Annotated in this window: 19 protein-coding genes; 8 read left to right on the top strand and 11 right to left on the bottom strand. The window is 68.7% G+C overall.

What is annotated here, in order from left to right; genetic code table 11:
- Positions 1 to 60: 60 nt before the first annotated feature.
- Complete coding sequence (locus JOE30_RS14680; RefSeq protein WP_204867510.1) at positions 61 to 441, top strand: hypothetical protein; 381 nt, start codon at positions 61 to 63, stop codon at positions 439 to 441.
- Positions 442 to 452: 11 nt separating this feature from the next.
- Here JOE30_RS14680 and JOE30_RS14675 read toward each other — a convergent pair whose 3' ends face one another.
- From JOE30_RS14675 to mptB, 4 genes are all read right to left on the bottom strand, one after another.
- Positions 453 to 1,436, bottom strand: a complete 984-nt coding sequence (locus tag JOE30_RS14675) for a heme A synthase (protein WP_204867508.1) — start codon at positions 1,434 to 1,436, stop codon at positions 453 to 455.
- A 76-nt stretch (positions 1,437 to 1,512) separates the two neighbouring features.
- Positions 1,513 to 2,313, bottom strand: coding sequence for an ABC transporter permease (locus tag JOE30_RS14670; protein ID WP_371831676.1), 801 nt, complete (start codon positions 2,311 to 2,313; stop codon positions 1,513 to 1,515).
- Complete coding sequence (locus JOE30_RS14665) at positions 2,310 to 3,284, bottom strand: ABC transporter ATP-binding protein (protein WP_307806187.1); 975 nt, start codon at positions 3,282 to 3,284, stop codon at positions 2,310 to 2,312. The genes JOE30_RS14670 and JOE30_RS14665 overlap by 4 nt, the downstream gene beginning before the upstream one ends.
- Positions 3,281 to 4,948 (bottom strand): polyprenol phosphomannose-dependent alpha 1,6 mannosyltransferase MptB, encoded by a 1,668-nt coding sequence (gene mptB / locus JOE30_RS14660; RefSeq protein WP_204870417.1) that lies wholly within the window; start codon positions 4,946 to 4,948, stop codon positions 3,281 to 3,283. The genes JOE30_RS14665 and mptB overlap by 4 nt, the downstream gene beginning before the upstream one ends.
- 283 nt (positions 4,949 to 5,231) lie before the next feature.
- Between mptB and JOE30_RS14655 the strand changes: the two genes are divergently transcribed.
- Genes JOE30_RS14655 through JOE30_RS14625 form a run of 7 tightly spaced genes read left to right on the top strand, consistent with a single transcriptional unit; the run spans position 5,232 to position 11,677 of the window.
- Complete coding sequence (locus JOE30_RS14655; protein ID WP_204870413.1) at positions 5,232 to 6,116, top strand: metalloregulator ArsR/SmtB family transcription factor; 885 nt, start codon at positions 5,232 to 5,234, stop codon at positions 6,114 to 6,116.
- On the top strand, positions 6,113 to 7,564 hold the full coding sequence (sufB, locus tag JOE30_RS14650; RefSeq protein ID WP_027505295.1) for a Fe-S cluster assembly protein SufB: 1,452 nt from the start codon (positions 6,113 to 6,115) through the stop codon (positions 7,562 to 7,564). The genes JOE30_RS14655 and sufB overlap by 4 nt, the downstream gene beginning before the upstream one ends.
- On the top strand, positions 7,561 to 8,778 hold the full coding sequence (sufD, locus tag JOE30_RS14645; protein WP_204867506.1) for a Fe-S cluster assembly protein SufD: 1,218 nt from the start codon (positions 7,561 to 7,563) through the stop codon (positions 8,776 to 8,778). The genes sufB and sufD overlap by 4 nt, the downstream gene beginning before the upstream one ends.
- A gap of 49 nt (positions 8,779 to 8,827) precedes the next feature.
- Positions 8,828 to 9,601, top strand: coding sequence for a Fe-S cluster assembly ATPase SufC (gene sufC, locus JOE30_RS14640; protein WP_027505297.1), 774 nt, complete (start codon positions 8,828 to 8,830; stop codon positions 9,599 to 9,601).
- On the top strand, positions 9,598 to 10,866 hold the full coding sequence (locus JOE30_RS14635; RefSeq protein WP_204867504.1) for a cysteine desulfurase: 1,269 nt from the start codon (positions 9,598 to 9,600) through the stop codon (positions 10,864 to 10,866). The genes sufC and JOE30_RS14635 overlap by 4 nt, the downstream gene beginning before the upstream one ends.
- Entirely contained in the window at positions 10,863 to 11,333 is a 471-nt protein-coding gene (gene sufU, locus JOE30_RS14630; RefSeq protein WP_027505299.1) for a Fe-S cluster assembly sulfur transfer protein SufU, read from the top strand. Before JOE30_RS14635 ends, sufU begins: the two co-directional genes overlap by 4 nt.
- Positions 11,330 to 11,677 carry a metal-sulfur cluster assembly factor gene (locus JOE30_RS14625; RefSeq protein WP_027505300.1) on the top strand — a complete coding sequence of 116 codons (348 nt, stop codon included), beginning with the start codon at positions 11,330 to 11,332 and terminating at the stop codon, positions 11,675 to 11,677. Before sufU ends, JOE30_RS14625 begins: the two co-directional genes overlap by 4 nt.
- A gap of 7 nt (positions 11,678 to 11,684) precedes the next feature.
- On the opposite strand, the gene JOE30_RS14620 is transcribed toward JOE30_RS14625, so the two are convergent.
- From JOE30_RS14620 to JOE30_RS14590, 7 genes are all read right to left on the bottom strand, one after another.
- A complete protein-coding gene (locus JOE30_RS14620; RefSeq protein ID WP_204867502.1) occupies positions 11,685 to 12,875 on the bottom strand; it encodes a GNAT family N-acetyltransferase in 1,191 nt (396 codons plus the stop codon).
- Positions 12,872 to 13,633 (bottom strand): phosphatidylserine decarboxylase, encoded by a 762-nt coding sequence (locus JOE30_RS14615; RefSeq protein ID WP_204867500.1) that lies wholly within the window; start codon positions 13,631 to 13,633, stop codon positions 12,872 to 12,874. Before JOE30_RS14615 ends, JOE30_RS14620 begins: the two co-directional genes overlap by 4 nt.
- Complete coding sequence (locus JOE30_RS14610) at positions 13,630 to 13,869, bottom strand: hypothetical protein (protein WP_204867498.1); 240 nt, start codon at positions 13,867 to 13,869, stop codon at positions 13,630 to 13,632. The genes JOE30_RS14615 and JOE30_RS14610 overlap by 4 nt, the downstream gene beginning before the upstream one ends.
- Positions 13,870 to 13,909: 40 nt before the next feature.
- On the bottom strand, positions 13,910 to 15,160 hold the full coding sequence (locus JOE30_RS14605; RefSeq protein WP_239532384.1) for an SDR family oxidoreductase: 1,251 nt from the start codon (positions 15,158 to 15,160) through the stop codon (positions 13,910 to 13,912).
- Positions 15,161 to 15,343: 183 nt separating this feature from the next.
- Positions 15,344 to 16,366, bottom strand: a complete 1,023-nt coding sequence (locus tag JOE30_RS14600) for a Ku protein (RefSeq protein WP_204867496.1) — start codon at positions 16,364 to 16,366, stop codon at positions 15,344 to 15,346.
- A gap of 43 nt (positions 16,367 to 16,409) precedes the next feature.
- Positions 16,410 to 17,537: a lycopene cyclase family protein gene (locus JOE30_RS14595; protein WP_204870410.1), complete on the bottom strand. Its 1,128-nt coding sequence runs from the start codon at positions 17,535 to 17,537 to the stop codon at positions 16,410 to 16,412.
- Positions 17,534 to 18,304, bottom strand: a complete 771-nt coding sequence (locus tag JOE30_RS14590) for an SDR family oxidoreductase (RefSeq protein WP_204867494.1) — start codon at positions 18,302 to 18,304, stop codon at positions 17,534 to 17,536. Before JOE30_RS14590 ends, JOE30_RS14595 begins: the two co-directional genes overlap by 4 nt.
- Positions 18,305 to 18,428 lie beyond the last annotated feature (124 nt).

Below are 18,428 nucleotides of genomic sequence, written 5' to 3'. Positions count from 1 at the left end.
ACCCGCCGCGGCGTTACCGGCCAGTAGGCCGCGCGAGACGCACCGGGTATTCTCACGACCATGAGCACCGAGAGCATCGAGAACGCACCCAAGGGTGACTCCGGGCAGAGCACCGAGACGGCGGCCCCGCCGTCGAACCTGGTGTCCTCGATCGAGTCGTTCGTCGCAGCGCACGGCGGGTCCGCGACGGTGGTGCTGCAGCCGCTCGGCCGCGCCGGTGTCCGCATGACGCTGGTCGGTGCCGACGGGATCCTGGGGGACCGGGTCGCCGGCAATCTCCGCGTCGCGCACGCAGTGGTGGACTCGCTCGACTCCGTGACCCTCGGTGACTGGGACCGCGAGCTGACGAGCATCGTCACCCCGCGCAAGGGCCACTTCGCGCAGATGGCGGGATGGGTGGCTCGTCAGTCGCGTTTCCCGAAGGCGCGCAACGGTCTCTGACCGCGTCCGGCTCAGTCCGCGCGGGCCAGCCGCGGCGAGGTCACGTCGGTGTCCTCGGCTGCCGGCACGGTCTCCCGCTCGCGCAGGGACACCCAGAGAGCGGCCGTGGCCGCCGTGGCCGCGGCAGCACCGGCGACGTGGACGGCGACGAGGGCCGCGGGGACATCGGTGAAGTACTGGACGATGCCGACGGACGCCTGGGCGACGACGATCGCGATGACCACCTGCAGGCGCTTCTTGATGGCCGAGGCTCCGGACGGACTGACGGCGTAGACCGCGAACGTGAGCCCCACCAACAGCGCCAGGTATCCCACCAGCAGTTCGGCGTGCAGATGCACGAGGGTGACGATCTCCACCTCGAGCCGGGCCACGTCCGCGTCACCGGCATGCGGTCCCGCGCCGGTGACCATGGTGCCCGCCACCAGAACTCCGGCGAGCAGGACCGCGGACAGCACGGTCAGCCACCGCAGCGGCGCGGGCACGGCGGGGACCGAGACGCCTTCGTCCTTCTCCCCGATCTTGTGGAACAGCAGCGTCGCGAGCCAGACCATCAGCATCGAGATGACGAGGTGCACGGCCACGGTCCACCACAGCAGCCCGGTGAGCACCGTGATGCCGCCGACGCCGGCCTGCAGCACCGTGCCCGCGGGCATGAGCCACGCATAGACGACCACCTCGCGGCGTCGCCGAGCCCGCGTCACCGCCAGGACGATGGCGGCGGCGGTGAGAACCACGGCGAAGGTGAGCATGCGGTTGCCGAATTCGACCGCCTGGTGCAGGACGGGCACCTCGGACACGCCGACGGGCGTGAAACTGCCGGGGAAGCACTGCGGCCACGTGGGGCACCCGAGCCCGGAGCCCGTCACCCGGACCACGGCGCCCGTCACCGAGATACCGCCCTGCGTCAGGATCACGACGAACGCGATGATCCGCTGGACGCGAACGGAGGGGACCGGGAGGCGGTCGACCACGGAGAAGTACGCACGGGAGAGCACACGTCGATGGTAGACGGCATCTCCTACGCTGCGTAGTTGGCCTGCGGCACCGGGTGGTCGGCCTGCGGCACCGGTGTCAGGTGAACGAGAACTTGCGGGTCGCCCAGAAGCCGCAGACCGCTGCCCACACGACGAGGACCAGGATGCCGAACAGATCGGCTCGCCCGACGACGGCCTGCTCCAGCGTCTCCGCCATCGCGCCGGACGGGATCAGCCGCGCGATCATGCGGACGCCACCGGGGAGTGCCTCGTTCGCGAACACCACGCTGCCGATGCCGAGCATCACGAACCACGCGATGTTGGCGAGGGCGAGCACGATCTCGGCCCGCAGCGTCCCGCCGAGCAGGAGGCCCATCGTGGCGAAGGTGACGGTGCCCAGAGCGATGACCAGCGCGCCCAGCACGAGTCCGCCGGGGGTCGGACGCCACCCGAGGGCGAGGCCGATGGCACCGAGCAGCACCGACTGCAGCACGACCACGAGGAGGACGGCGATCGACTTCCCGGCGATCGCGCCCCACTTCGGCAGGGCGGTGGCGCCGAGTCTCTTGAGGGCGCCGTAGCGCCGGTCGAAGCCGACGGCTATGGCCTGACCAGTGAACGCGGTCGACATCACCGCGACGGTCATCACGGCGGGCACGACGGTGCCGACGCGCTCGGTGCCGAAGTCGCCGAACGGCAGGAGCGTGAGCCCGATGAGCAAGGTCACCGGGATGAACATCGTCAGCAGCAGCTGCTCCCCGTTGCGCAGCAGCAGAAGCAGTTCGAGGCGGCTCTGTGCCAGCAGCATGCGGCGTCGCGGCGCGGGCCGGGGATCCGGTGTGAACGTCCCCGGTGCGAATCGGTCGGACGCACGTTCGGACCGTGATGTCACGCTCACCCTCTCAGTTCCCGCCCCGTGAGGTCGAGGAAGACGTCCTCGAGGCTGCGCTGTTCCACACGGAGATCGGTGGCCAGCACGTTCAGTCGAGCACACCACGAGGTCACCGTCGCGAGCACCTGGGGGTCGATGGTCCCCTCGAGCAGATACGAGCCCGGGGAACTCTCGACCGGATCGAACCCCTCGGGCAGCACCATCTGCAGCAACGACAGATCGAGGCCGGACGGCGCGGAGAAGCGCAACTGGCCCTCGGCGCCCCGTCGCGTGAGCTCGGTGGGCGTACCGGAGGCCACGACCTGACCGTGGTCGATGATCACGAGGTCGTCCGCGAGGTGCTCTGCCTCGTCCATGAGGTGGGTGGTCAGCAGAATGCTCACGCCGTCGCGCCGCAGTGCCTCGATGAGGTCCCACACGAGGAGCCGCGCCTGCGCGTCGAGCCCGGCGGTCGGCTCGTCGAGGAACACCAGCTCGGGCCGGCCGACCAGCGCGCAGGCCAGCGAGAGGCGCTGTTGCTGACCGCCGGAGAGTCGCCGGTACGGCGTGCGGACCGCATCGGTGAGCCCCAACTGTCCGAGGAGCCAGGCGGGATCGAGCGGGTCGGCCGAATACGCGGCGACGAGGTCGAGCATCTCGCCGGCACGCGAGCCGGGGTAGGCGCCGCCGCCCTGCAGCATCACACCGATCCGCGGCTTGAGACGGTCGGAGTCGGCGATGGGATCGAGCCCCAGGACGCGAACCTCACCGGAGTCGGGCGTGTGGAAGCCCTCGCACATCTCGACGGTGGTGGTCTTGCCGGCCCCGTTGGGACCGAGGAGTGCGAGCACCCGGCCGCGCTGCAGCTCGATGTCGAGTCCGTCGACGGCCGCGACGTCACCGAAGTGCTTGACCACACCGCGGAGCGACACCGCCGGAGAGTCCGTCGGCGTCCCGGCATCGGACGCCGTGGGCGGAGGGACAGGTCGGGCGGTCACGATGATCCAGCGTAGGCGTCCGAAGGACGGTCCGGCGCCGCCGCCCCGTCGCGTGCCCGCCAGGGCAGCAGTCGCCTCGTCGTGGCGTACAGCACGGCGATCGTCAGGACGGTCGCCACCGCCGCCTGGACGATGACGAAGGGCTGGACCTCACCGCCGGTCGGCATGACGATCAGCGACACGAACGCGGAGAAGACGATCACCGGCACCCGGAACGCCGGTCGGGTGGCCCAGGCGGCCAGCGGGGTCACGGCCCACAGCAGGTACCAGGGCTGGACGACGGGGAAGAGCAGCACCAGTGCTCCGAGCGACACGCCGAGGGCGCCGATGGGGTGGAGCCGGCCCAGCAGGACCGACACGAGCATCCGCATGATGATCAGCGCGGCCACCAGGGAGGCGATCGGGCGGGTGAGGGACAGCACGGCCGTGGTGTGGTCGCCGATGCCCAGGAGGACGCCGGCGCCTCCCGTGGCGAGGCCGAGCAGTGTGGGCAACGACATCCAGCTGCGCACGGCGTTGGCCGTGCCCAGGGTGTCCAACCAACCGAATCCGAGCCCGCTCGCGACGCTGACACCGAGGATCACGGCGACCGTCACCGCGCCGAGCAGTGCGGCGGCGGCCGCGACGTCGCGGGGCCGACCACCCCATCGACGCGCCAACGCCATGCCCACGAATCCGAGCGCGAGCACCGACGGGATCTTGATCGTCGCGGACAGGGCGATGACCGCCGCACCCGCGAGCAGCAGCACACCCGTACGTCCCCGCAGTGGTGCCGCGGACTCGACTGCGCGGAACGAGAGTTCGAGCCCCGCGAGCATCAGGCCCAGCATCGCGGCCTCGTTGTGGATTCCGGCGACGAGGTGGAAGAGCAGGAGCGGATTTGCGGCACCGAGCCACAGCGCCGCCACGCTGGACACTCCGCACCGGGCGGCGAGGCGGGGGAGTGCCCACACGATGAGCGCGACCCCGACGAGCGCGACGATGCGATGCAGGAAGATTCCGGCGACGATGTCGTCACCGGTGAGCGCGGTGATGCCCCGACCGATCCACAGGAAGAACGGTCCGTAGGGCGCCGGGGTGTCGCGCCAGATGTTCGGCACGGTGCGGGTGAGTACATGGTCGACGCCGAGTGCCGCCTGCGGACCGATGGCGTACGGATCGAGTCCGCGGGCCGTGATCTCGCTCTGCGCCAGGTACGAGTAGACGTCCTTGCTGAACATCGGTGGCGCGACACACAGCGGCACGATCCACAGCGCGAGCGTGCGGTCCAGCTGGGAGCGAGACATCCGGCGCGGCGACGAGTGCGCGCCGAAGGATCCCACGGCGAGGCGGCCGAGGAGCAGCCACGCGAGCACCACGACGGCGGTGCCGATCATCGTGACGGTGAGTGCGGCGGGGAGCGCGCGAGCGAAGAGTCCGAGCACGCGGACGCCCTGCACCGGGTTCTGGAGAACCGGTTGCGCGCCGGCGCCCAGTGCACCGAGGGCCATCATCGCGGCGCCGATGGCACCGAAGCGGCGGATCCGTGTGAGATCGCGCACCTCGGCGGCGTTCAGTTCGGGGCGCTCGGGCTCGTTGTCGTGCAGAAACGCGACGCGATCGCTGCGCGGGGACCCCTCGAGCCCCAGCACCCGACGCGTCGCTGCACGTGCCGTCGCCCGCATCCTGGCGGCCGTACCGGGTCGGGTCGGCTCCGTCGCGCCCGCCGTGACCACGTCGTCGGTGCCGCCCGCGGGGGACGCCGAGGCGTCGGTCGGTGTCACCGGCGCGGTGGGCACGGGGTCGTCGGCAGGTGCGGGCACAGAACGGAGCGTATCGACACCGGCGCCGATCACGAACGTCGCCGCAGCATCGGTCCTGCTACCCAGGGTGCCCTTGCTGGAACCTCTCCGGTAATTCGGTCACACTGGTGTTGTGAAAACGACTACCGAACGTTCCGGCGAGCGCATCAGCGCCCGCGCCGACGTCGCGTCGGTCACCGTCACCCCGAATTCGGCGACGTCCGGTTCGGCAACGTCGGGTTCGGCAACGTCGGAGGGCCGCACGCGGTCGTCCGTCGTGACGCTCCTGCTCGAGGAGGGTCCGATCAGTGCCACCGAGGTCGGGTCCCGTCTCGGCATCAGCGCCGCCGGCGTGCGCCGCCACCTCGATGCTCTCATCGACGCGGGCGACGCGCGCGTCACGATGACCTCGCGTCCCGGCGCGCGTACCCGCGGTCGCCCCGCGAAGCTGTTCTCCCTGACCGCGCACGGACGCTCTCGACTCGGCCACTCGTACGACGATCTCGCCGGTGCGGCCATGCGGCACCTGCGGGAGATCGGCGGCGACGACGCGGTGCGCACGTTCGCCCGCCGACGCATCCAGTCGATCGTCGGCGACGTCGAGCCGGCCGACACGTCCTCGCAGCAGTCCGTCTCCGAGACGGCCGACGCCATTGCCGAGGCGCTCACCGAGTCGGGCTTCGCCGCCTCCACCCGCCCGGTCGGCAACGGGGTGCAGATCTGCCAGCACCACTGCCCGGTGTCGCACGTCGCGGCCGAGTTCCCCGAGCTGTGCACCGCCGAGCGCGAGGCGTTCGCCGACCTGCTCGGAACGCACGTACAGCGTCTCGCCACCATCGCCAACGGTGACTGCGCGTGCACCACCCATGTGCCCCTTCGCACACTCTCGACTCCCGAATCAGGCAATACCGACGACGATGTCGGCGTTGCACCGAGTGATGCTGCCGACAGCGGCACGGTCCACCCCGACCGAACAGCTCTCGATTCGGCCCGTACCACCAGCTCCAGCCCGAACAGCCCGCTCGATCGTCTCCGGAAGGAGCCCGCATGACCGTCACACCAGACCAGGTGACCCCCACGGTGCCCGCGACACTCACGCAGGACGAGACCATCGCGTCTCTCGGGACCTACGGATACGGCTGGTCCGACTCCGACGTCGCCGGTGCGAGCGCCAAGCGCGGCATCAGCGATGCGGTCGTCCGCGACATCTCCGACAAGAAGAGCGAGCCCGAGTGGATGCTCGAGGCGCGCCTGAAGGCGCTGCGCACGTTCGAGCGCAAGCCCATGCCGAACTGGGGATCGAACCTTGACGGCATCGACTTCGACAACATCAAGTACTTCGTGCGGTCCAGCGAGAAGCAGGCCGCCACGTGGGACGATCTGCCCGCCGACATCAAGAACACGTACGACCGTCTCGGCATCCCGGAGGCGGAGAAGCAGCGCCTCGTGTCGGGTGTCGCCGCTCAGTACGAGTCCGAGGTCGTCTACCACTCGATCCGTGAGGATCTCGAGGAGCAGGGCGTCATCTTCCTGGACACCGACTCGGGTCTGCGTGAGCACCCGGAGCTGTTCCAGGAGTACTTCGGTTCGGTGATCCCGGCCGGTGACAACAAGTTCTCCGCGCTGAACACCGCGGTGTGGTCCGGTGGGTCCTTCATCTACGTGCCGCCGGGCGTCCACGTGGACATCCCGCTGCAGGCGTACTTCCGCATCAACACCGAGAACATGGGCCAGTTCGAGCGGACGCTCATCATCGTCGACGAGGGTGCCTACGTGCACTACGTCGAGGGATGCACCGCGCCCATCTACAAGTCCGACTCGCTGCACTCGGCAGTCGTCGAGATCATCGTCAAGAAGGGTGGTCGGTGCCGCTACACCACCATCCAGAACTGGTCGAACAACGTCTACAACCTCGTCACCAAGCGCGCCAAGGCCGAGGCCGGCGCGACGATGGAGTGGATCGACGGCAACATCGGCTCGAAGGTCACGATGAAGTACCCGGCCGTGTGGATGACCGGTGAGCACGCCAAGGGCGAAGTTCTGTCGGTGGCGTTCGCCGGTGAGGGCCAGCACCAGGACACCGGCTCGAAGATGCTCCACCTCGCGCCGAACACGTCGTCCAACATCGTGAGCAAGTCCGTCGCTCGCGGCGGCGGCCGGGCGTCCTACCGCGGCCTGATCCAGATCAACAAGGGTGCGCACGGGTCGAAGTCGACCGTCAAGTGCGATGCACTGCTGGTCGATCAGATCAGCCGCAGCGACACCTACCCGTACGTCGACATCCGCGAGGACGACGTGACGATGGGCCACGAGGCCACCGTCTCGAAGGTCAGCGACGATCAGCTGTTCTACCTGATGAGCCGCGGCATGACCGAGGACGAGGCCATGGCCATGGTGGTGCGTGGGTTCGTCGAGCCCATCGCGAAGGAACTCCCGATGGAGTACGCCCTCGAGCTCAACCGCCTGATCGAGCTGCAGATGGAGGGATCGGTCGGATGACCCTGCCCCACACCGACACCGGGGTGAAGGCTGCCGTCACCGGCGAGAACCCCGCCACCGAGAACAAGCGCGCGATCGTCGCGAACAAGGGCGCGCAGTTCTCGTCCTACGACGTCGCCGCGTTCGAGGTGCCGTCCGGCCGCGACGAGATCTGGCGCTTCACACCGCTGCGGCGCCTGCGTGGTCTCCACGACGGCACCGCCGTGGCCACGGGCTCCGCGACCGTGACGGTCACCGACGCGCCCGAGTCCGTGCGCGTCGAGACCGTCGGTCGTGACGACGTGCGGCTCGGCACCGCGGGTGCGCCGGCCGATCGCGTCGCCGCACAGGCGTACTCGTCCTTCGACTCGGCCACCGTCGTCACGGTGGCCTCCGAGGCCGAGCTCGCGGATCCGCTGATCGTCACGGTCGACGGTCCCGGAGCGGACGCCGTCGCCTACGGCCACGTCCAGATCCGCGTCGAGGCGTTCGCGAAGGCGACCGTCGTACTCGAGCAGCGCGGCAGCGGAACGTACGCCGAGAACGTCGAGTTCGTCGTCGCGGACAGCGCGCACCTCACGGTCGTGGCTCTGCAGGAGTGGGACGACGACGCGGTGCACGTCGCGTCGCATCACGCGAAGGTGGGCCGCGACAGCGTCCTGCGCTACGTGTCGGTCAGCCTTGGCGGCGATCTGGTGCGCCTGACCCCGACGGTGAACTTCACCGGTCCGGGCGGCGATGCCGAGCTCTTGGGCCTGTACTTCGCGGACGACGGTCAGCATCTCGAGCAGCGCCTGCTGGTCAACCACACCGCGCCGCACTGCAAGTCCAACGTGGTCTACAAGGGTGCCCTGCAGGGCGACCCGGCGTCGAAGAAGCCCGACACCCACACCGTGTGGGTCGGCGACGTCGTCATCGGTGCGAAGGCGGAGGGCACGGACACGTTCGAGCTCAACCGCAACCTGATTCTCACCGACGGCGCGCGTGCGGACTCCGTGCCGAACCTCGAGATCGAGACCGGCGAGATCGTCGGGGCCGGTCACGCGAGTGCGACGGGTCGCTTCGACGACGAGCAGCTGTTCTACCTCCGTGCCCGCGGCATCCCGGAGGACCAGGCACGCAAGCTCGTCGTGCGCGGTTTCTTCCACGACATCATCGCGAAGATCCCGGTGGCGTCGATCCGCGAGCGTCTCTCCGACGCGGTCGAGGCGGAACTCGCCATCACCGGAGTCTGACCCCTCGCGCGACCACCTTCTCCCGATTCACAGACAGGCAAGGAACATCATGTCCACTCTCGAAATCCGCGATCTGCACGTCGACGTCGCGAACACCGACGATGCCGCGCAGCCGATCGAGATCCTGAAGGGCGTCGATCTGACGGTCTCGTCGGGCGAGACGCACGCCATCATGGGCCCCAACGGCTCGGGCAAGTCGACGCTGTCCTACGCGATCGCCGGCCATCCCAAGTACCGCGTCACCTCGGGCACCATCCTGCTCGACGGTGAGGACGTCCAGGAGATGTCCGTGGACGAGCGCGCTCGCGCCGGCCTGTTCCTCGCGATGCAGTACCCCGTCGAGGTCCCCGGTGTGTCCATGTCCAACTTCCTCCGCACCGCGGCCACTGCCGTGCGAGGCGAGGCCCCGAAGCTGCGGCACTGGGTGAAGGAGGCCAAGGAGGCGATGACCGAGCTCGACATCGATCCGGCCTTCGCCGAGCGCAGCGTCAACGAAGGTTTCTCCGGTGGCGAGAAGAAGCGCCACGAGATCCTGCAGCTGGGCCTGCTCAAGCCGAAGATCGCCATCCTCGACGAGACCGACTCGGGCCTCGACGTCGACGCTCTGCGCGTCGTGTCGGAGGGTGTCAACCGCTACAAGGAACGGGAGAACGGCGGCATTCTCCTGATCACGCACTACACCCGCATCCTGCGCTACATCACGCCCGATCACGTGCACGTGTTCTCCGCGGGCCGCATCGTCGAGTCCGGTGGACCGGAGCTGGCCGACGAGCTCGAGGCCAACGGATACGAGCGCTTCACGAAGACCACCGCGGGCGCATGACGGCCGTCGCGTCGGTCGGCACCCTGGACGTCGCGAGGCTTCGGGAGGACTTCCCGATCCTCGGTCGTACCGTGCGCGACGACAAGCCACTGGTGTACCTCGACTCGGGCGCGACGTCTCAACGTCCGGTGCAGGTGCTCGACGCCGAGCGGCACTTCCTCACCACCTGCAACGCGGCCGTGCACCGCGGGGCGCACCAGCTGGCCGAGGAGGCCACGGACGCCTACGAGGGCGCCCGCGCCGGCATCGCGGCCTTCGTGGGTGCCCGCGCGGACGAGATCGTGTTCACCAAGAACGCCACCGAGTCGCTCAACCTCGTGACGCACGTCCTCGGCGACGACCGCTTCGCGCGCTCGTTGCGTCCCGGTGACGAGATCGTCATCACCGAGCTCGAGCACCACGCCAATCTTGTTCCGTGGCAGGAGCTCTCGCGTCGCACCGGTGCGACGCTCCGGTGGTACGGGGTCACCGACGACGGCCGGATCGATCTCGACTCGCTCGAGCTCACCGACCGCACGCGCGTGGTCGCGTTCACTCATCAGTCCAACGTGACGGGCGCGGTGGCTCCCACCGAGGAACTCGTCCGCCGTGCACGTGCGGTCGACGCACTGGTCGTCCTCGACGCGTGCCAGTCGGTGCCGCACATGCCGGTCGACGTCTCCGCGCTCGACGTCGACTTCGCGGCGTTCTCCGGGCACAAGATGCTCGGACCGTCCGGAGTCGGTGTCCTGTACGGCAAGGCGGCGCTCCTGGCCGCGATGCCTCCCTTCATCACCGGTGGGTCGATGATCGAGACCGTGACGATGGAGCAGACCACCTACGCACCGCCCCCGCAGCGGTTCGAGGCCGGTGTGCCCATGACGTCGCAGGTCGTCGGCCTGGGTGCGGCCGTGCAGTACCTGAACGCGCTGGGGATGGACGCCGTCGCCGCGCACGAACAGACGCTCACGGCTGCCGCACTGTCGGAGCTCGCCACCATCGACGGGCTCCGCATCATCGGGCCGACGGACACGCAGGATCGCGGGGGAGCCGTGTCGTTCGTCGTCGACGGCATCCACGCGCACGATCTGGGACAGATCCTCGACGACGAGGGTGTCGCCATCCGCGTCGGTCACCACTGCGCGTGGCCGCTGCACCGTCGTTTCGGCGTGGCCGCGACGGCCCGTGCCTCGTTCGCCGTCTACAACACGGTGGAGGAAGTGCACGCGCTGCGCGACGCGATCCGCACGGCACAGACGTTCTTCGGCGTCGGCGGTGCCGCGTGAGAATGGAACAGATGTACCAGGAAGTGATCCTCGATCACTACAAGCACCCGCACGGTCGCGGGCTCCGCGAGCCGTTCGGCGCCGAGGTGCACCACGTCAACCCCACCTGCGGTGACGAGGTCACGTTGCGCGTGAACGTCGCCGACGGTGTCGTGGCCGACGTGTCCTACGACGGGCAGGGGTGCTCCATCAGTCAGGCGGCCACCTCGGTCCTGACCGACCAGGTCGTCGGACTCTCCGTCGAGGACGCGCTCCTCACGGTGGACGCCTTCTCGGCGATGGTCGGCAGCCGCGGCACCGTCGAGGGTGACGAGGACGTCATCGGCGACGGCATCGCCTTCGCGGGTGTGGCGAAGTACCCGGCACGCGTGAAGTGCGCGCTGCTCGGATGGATGGCATTCAAGGACGCCGTTGTTCGTACTGTGGAGACGCAGGACGAGCACGCGAACAGTGGAGGACGATCATGACCGATACCGACAACGGCGCAGTGGCGCCCGATTCCGTCATCGAGGACCTCGAGGAGGCCATGCGTGACGTCGTCGACCCCGAGCTCGGCATCAACGTCGTCGACCTCGGACTGGTCTACGGAATCACCATCGACGACGAGGCCGTGGTCACTCTCGACATGACACTGACGTCTGCGGCGTGCCCGTTGACCGACGTGATCGAGGACCAGAGCCGCACCGCGCTGGTGCGCAGTGGTCTCGCCGAGGACCTGAAGATCAACTGGGTCTGGATGCCGCCGTGGGGACCGGACAAGATCACCGACGACGGCCGCGAGCAGTTGCGCGCGCTCGGCTTCACCGTCTAGAGCCGGCTCACCCGATCTCACGCGAGAAGATGCGGTACGTCCTGCTCGGATCCACCGGGTAGGACGCCCGCACCGAGCGGAACCAGCCGCCGTCGGCGAGTACCGGTGCGGCTTCGATGGAGTCGTACCCGCGGTCGTGGATGCGCTGGAACAGCTCGAAGATCAGCAGTGCCGAGGTGCCCTTGTCGGGGCAGCTCGGGTCCACGAACATCATGTCCAGCCGCACGTGAGTGCGATGTCGGCGTCCGCCGGGCCCACGCCACCGTGCGATCGTGTGGAGATCGCGCACGATGCCGAACCGTGAGCGCACCGCCCCCAGGGCTGCCCTGTTCACATCGGGAATGCCCATGACGAAGCCGACGACCTCGCCGTCGAGTTCGGCGAACAGTACGATCTCGGGGTCGAGAATCGGGCGCATGGTCGCCACGAGCGCATCGAGTTCGTCGGGTTCCACCGGCGTGAATCCCCAGAACGACGCGAATGCGGTGTTGTAGAGCACCCGCAACTTCGCCACGTCCTCGTCGAACGTCGCCGGATTCATCGGCCGCACGACGACCGACGATCGCGCCTTCCACCTCTGGCCCATCGCGTACTTCCGTGCGAACGGCGGCGATTGCACGAGCGTGTGCGGATCGTCGTGATAGAAGCTGTGGAACTCCTTTATGCTGGTCATGCCCCACGACTCGAGGAGATCGGCGTAGTAGGGGGGATTGTGGGGCATGCCGACCAGCGGCGGAATGTCGTTGCCGTGCACCAGTACTCCCGCGCTCCACAGCAGTGACGGGCTCATCGGCCCCACCACGGCGCTCAGCGACCGGCCCCGAGCCCAGTCGGCCACGGCGTCGAGCAGAGCGTGCGCGGCCTCCCGGTCGTCGAGACATTCGAAGTATCCGAAGTACGCGGTCTGCTGCTCGTAGTGCGAGATGAAGACCAGGTCGGCGATGGCCGCGATCCGCCCCACGAGCCGCCGACCGCGATACGCGAGGAAGGCCTGGCTCGTCATCCGGCTCCGCGTCTTCTCCGACGGCCGACGCAGCATCGACCCCACGTCCGCGATGTCGCCGGGAATCCAGTTCGGGTCGTCCCGGTAGACCGTGAACGGCACCTTCGCGAAGGTCGACCAGTCGCGACGGGTGCGCACCGCCGTGACGGTCACGGCATCGGTCGTGTCCGGCCGACAGTCCGTACGCGAGGTCATGAGAGGGCCTCCTCGAGGTCGTCCTGCATCGGGCTCCGGGTTGTCGGTGCCGGCCCCACGACGGACCGGGCGAGCACCGACTCACCGGCCCACACGTACTGCCCCGGCCGTACCAGGACGTCACCGTCGAGCAGAGCGTCGGGTAGGAACACGTCGCACTGCGATCCGAAGCGGATCAGGCCGTACTGCTCGCCGCGAGCGAGGTGCTCACCGACCTCGACGTGGGCGACTATCCGATCCACCCACAGATCGGCGATCTGCGTGACGAAGACGGTGGGGCCGTCGGCGTGCCGGACACCGATGGTGAGTCGCTCGTTGGTCAGGAGGTACTCGCACCCCTCGTCGTACGGCGTGCGGTGCAGAAACAGGTTCGCCGTCATGCGAGCCATCGACCGGTTGAACGGCGCCGCGCCGCGGTGTTCACGCACCACCACCGCTCCCTCGATCGGTGCGCGGTTGCGGTGGACCGAGTGCTCGGTCATATAGGTGCCGACGAGCCACCCGCTCGCGTCGGAGTCGATACCGGCGTACTCGGACAGCCGGATGGTGCGTCTCTTCTTCACGGCGACGGGGATCTGCCCGGACTCGACTCGCTTGACGTAGGTGACGTACCCGTCGGCGGCCGACACGATGGACGACGGGTCCGAGGGCACCGATCGATCCGGATCACGGAGAAAGGCGGCGCTGCGCCAGTACGAGTACCCGCCGACGAGGGCGGCCAGAGCCACGGTTCCGGCGGTGGTGGCTGCTCGGGTCACGACGGCTCCACCACCGTCTCCTTACCGTGGTCGATGCGCTCGACCAGCGCGATGAACGCGTCGTAGAGATGGGTGCGAAGCACGGCGTCGACCCCGACGGCGAGCACTCCGAGGGTCGCGCAGGCGACGTAGTAGACGAGTCCGAGGGTGAAGTTCACGAAGTCGCCGAGGAACACCCGGACCCGGTACCGCGCGCCGGATTCCAGGAACATCGGTTGCGGCGGGACGCGACTCATCGTGCACGGCCGAGGACGTCGCGGGTCTGTGCGCTACTGCTCACGCGGTGACCAGTCGGGGTCGGCGAGCCGTCGCATCGCGGAACTGGATGACCGACAGGTACAGCGCGAAGAGCGCATCGTGGTCCCACGAGGATCCGTCGAAGGACGACGGCATGAGCGACGGTGCGTTGGAACGGCGGATGAGGTCGTTGACGTCGGACCCGAGCAGGGACGCCGTCTTCTCCGCCGGGATCGCGCGGTCGACGATCGCTTTGAACTCTGCCCACGGCACCAGGTCCAGGCCGAGAGCCGATGCCAGGACGGCATTGCTGTACGGCACCGGATTGGACGGCACGAGGTGGGGGAGCGTGTCGTCGCCGAGCGCATTGTCCGCCAGCACGCTCGCGAGTACGTCGACGGGAGCGTAGTTCATGCCGGGGCCGTCCCACATCGCACCGACACTGCTCGCCAGCTCGATCGCACGCCAGAAGCTGTAGACGCGGCCGGGGTCCTTGCCGACGGTGGTGCTGCCGAGCACGTACGGCGACTCGACCAGGGTCACGGACGCGACGCCGTCCCGCGCGAGCCACCCGAGGAGCTGACCGTTGATCCACTTCATCTGGCAGTAGCCCGAGTACCACCAGGAATCAGGACGCAGGAAGTCTTCCGGGCTGGTGTAGATGAAGGCGCCGATGGACCCCATGTAGGTGAGGTGCTTGCGGCGATCCTCCAGGGTGAACTGGACCACGCGCAGCAGGGAGACGAACCAGTCGTGTCGGAGCTCGAGGTAGCTCGAGTCGTAGTCCGTGGAGCTGGCCGAGTTGAACACCTGGTCCACTGTGCGGCGGAGCTGCAGGTAGGTGTCCTCGTCGAGACCGAAGTTCGTCCGGGTCGGAACCGCCTCGACGACGACGATCTTCGCGAGATCGATCCCGGTGATCGAGTACTGAGCGACGGTCTCCTCGAAACGCTCGGCGGCCGAGGAGTCACCGGCGGATCGGACACCGGCGTAGACCGTCGTGATTCCGGGCCGCACAGACAGTTCCGCGACGAGATGCGCTCCCACGAAGCCGTTCGCACCGAACACCAGCGCGACCTCGGCCGCGGGCGGCGCCATGGAGCGCACCTGCTCGGCAGTGCTCGGATCGACGATCGGTCGCAGCAACTCGTGGTCGCCGGCGGACAGCGCCGCGACGTCCGCGTACTTGCGCGAGAACAACAGCGACGGAGCGTCGCCCGTCAGAGCGACGACCGGGCTGACCAGGTGCGCGTCGTTGGCGACAGTGGTGAACGTGTAATCGTCGAACATGTGATCTCCCCCGATGGATGCGGCACCCGTCCCGGGTGTGACCGGGACGACTCGCTGTGTCTCTCCAGAGACCCTAAGAGCATCCGCGGGGTGATCAACCACGTTTGACGTTGTGAGACATACGGTTCCGTGGGCGCTTGATTGTGAGGCCAGTGCGCACGCGCACGACGTGGTCGTGAGACCTCACGCCCCCTTGCGCTGCTGGTCCTCGTCCTTCGACGACGTGCCACTCCCGGCCTTCTTCGCCGCCGCCTTCTTCGCGGCCGTCTTCTTTGCGGGGGCCTTCTTCGCTGCCGCTTTCTTGGCCGGCGCCTTCGTCGCGGCTGTCTTCTTCGCCGGAGCCTTCGTCGCGGACTCCTCGTTCTCCGACTCGTCCTTCGTCGACGCCGAGTCGGTGTCGCCGCGACGACCACGGCCGGACCGGCCTGCCGCCTCGACGCTGCGCTGGAGTGCGGCGACCAGATCGACGACCTCGGCGTCCTCGCCCGAGTCGGTGTCCTCCGCTTCGGCGTGGACCACCTTCTCACCGCCGTTCTCGATCATCTCGTCGAGGACTTTGCGGAGTTCGATCTGGTAGTCGTCGGTGTACTCGGACGGGTCGAAGTCGCCCGACATGCTCTCGACGAGTGCCCCCGCCATCTTCAGTTCGTTGGGGCGGGGCGCGGTGACGTCGTCGAGCGAGGAGAACTCGGCGGCCCGCACCTCGTCGGGCCACAGCAGCGTCTGGATCATCAGCACGTCGTCGTGCACGCGCAGGGCCGCGAGGCGTGTCTTCTGTCGCAGCGTGAAGTGCACCAGTGCGGTGCGATCGGTGGTGGACAAGGTCTCCCGCAGGAGCACGTAGGCCTTCGGGGACGTGGAGTCCGGCTCCAGGTAGTAGCTCTTGTCGAACAGGATCGGATCGATCTGGTCGGTCGGCACGAACTCGAGAACCGGGATCTCGTGCTTCTCGGCGGCGGGCAGCGACGAGAAGTCCTGATCGGTCAGGATCACCCGGTCGCCGTCAGGGGTCTCGTAGGCCTTGTCGATGTCGGCGAACTGCACCGACTCACCGCACACGGAGCACTTCCGGTCGTACTTGATGCGACCGCCGTCCTTGCCGTGGACCTGGTGGAACTTGATGTCGTGGTCCTCGGTGGCCGTGTACACCTTGACCGGCACGTTCACCAGGCCGAAGGCGATGGAGCCTTTCCAGATCGATCGCATATGTCCAATCTTGGGGTACGCCCGGTCACATTTCCACCACCCGTCACGAACGCGTCCCCACCGCCGCGGAGAACACCGCCCGGCGCACCGCTCCGAGGATCACGCGGCGGTCGGACGAGTTGATCCGCGAGAACAACGTCAGCATCGCCCGGGACATGCCGGCGACGTCGTCGTCCGACGACAGATAGGCCCGTTGCAGCGTCGACGGCATCTCGAAGAATCGGTCGAAGAACGGCGCGAGGGCATCGGGCGGGAAGGACAGCAGAGCGTCCGCGCCCACCGACCGCAGCCGGTTGACCGCCCGCGATCCCGCCGAGTCGACGCCGCCGCCGTGCAGCACGGCCGACGCGATCACGTCCGCTCGGCGCAGGGAGGCAGCGACGCTGTACCCGGTCGCGGTGTGCAGAGCCGGACTCCGCGTGCCGGTGGTGACGACCCCGCGGGTGGGGCCGGCCGGCGGGCGCATCGCGAAGCGCACCCGCTCGACGGGCTCGTCGCCGCGCAAAGTCACACCCCGCGCGGCCAATCGTGTGACGAGCCGACGTGAGAGCTCGGGAGAGGCGAGGCCGGGCCGACCGACCAGGCAGGTCTCCTCGAGCAGCACCGCGCCGCCGCCGAGCGGCACCACGTACAGGAAGGACGGCACCGCGTCCGCGTCCGCACCGTTGTCCCGCCGCCAGTCCATGATGACCGCGGACTCGTCGCCGCACGCACGCGCCGCGGTCTCCTCGTCGACCACGACCCCGTGGGCCGTCTGCTCGGGGACGCCGGGTCCGACCGCCGAGCCGCGGGCGTCGATCACCGTGCCGCCGGACAGGGCCGCGCCGTTCCGCAGGGTCACCGACGTGGGCGTGAGCGCTACCGCGGAGTCTGCGACGACCGACACTCCGTCGAGCGTGAGGCCGTCCTGCAGTCGACCGGTGTCGAGCACCGAGTACTCCCGGTCCACCACGTGTCGTCGTGTGCCGACCACGACGGGGGCGCGGGACGTGGACGCGCGCGTCGACGCCGGCACCCAGTCCGGAATCTCGTCTGTCCACATCCCGTACGTGTTGATCCATCGACGATCCGGATGCGGGTCGACGAGTGTCACCGTTGCACCCTCGGCCGCGCAGCGATGTGCCGCCGCGCGACCGGACGGGCCGGCGCCGACGACGAGGACGTCGGTCAGAACGTCCCCGTCGCCAGCAGGCCGCCGTCGACGCGCACCGTCTCACCGGTGATCCACGACGCGGCGTCGGACACGAGGAACCCGACGAGCGAGGCCACGTCCTCGGGCGTTCCCAGTCGCTTCATCGGATAGCCGGCGGCCGCCGCCTCCTCGCCGTTGGCGACGAGTGCCTCGGCGAACTTGGTCTTGACGACGCCGGGGGCCACCGCGTTCACACGGATCGATGGTCCGAGCTGCCACGCGAGCTCCTCGGTCAGCCGGATGAGCGCCGCCTTGGACGAGCCGTACGCGGCGATGACTCCGGTGGAGCGAATTCCCGCCACGCTGGCGAGGTTCACGATCGAGCCGCCGTGCTCGCCCATCCACGCGCGGTGCGCCTCCTGGATGAAGCCGAGCGTCGCCACGACGTTGACCTCGAAGATCTTGCGGACACCGGCCAGGTCGGCCTCCATCAGCGATCCGTACACCGGATTGATGCCGGTGTTGTTGATCAGGATGTCGAGTGAGCCGAGCTCGGCGACCGTGCGGTCGACCGTCTCGCGGCGGGACTCCTCGTCCCCGGCGTTGCCGGCGATGGTGAGCACGGTGGCCCCCGGTACCGCTGCGCGCAACTCCTCGGCGGTGGCGTCGAGCTGGTCCTTCTTGCGGGCGGTCACCGTCACGGCGGCGCCGCGAGCGAGCAGGTCGGCCGCGATGGCCCGACCGATTCCGCGGCTCGCGCCGGTGACCACGGCGACACGCCCCTGCAGATCCTGTTCCTTCTCCATGCGTCGAACGTTAGCGGAGTCACGTCTGCGTGGACCGTGGGAGCCTGCGGAGGCGTTAAAATGAGGGATTGCTACGCAGTCGACTTCGCGCTGCGCCCGGTCTGTGACCGGACAACTACGACGA

Origin of the sequence: Rhodococcus sp. PvP016 (assembly GCF_017832185.1) — a bacterium.
GTDB lineage: Bacteria > Actinomycetota > Actinomycetes > Mycobacteriales > Mycobacteriaceae > Rhodococcoides.
Note: the sequence above shows the minus strand (reverse complement) of the source record. Positions and strands in the feature narration are given on the sequence as shown.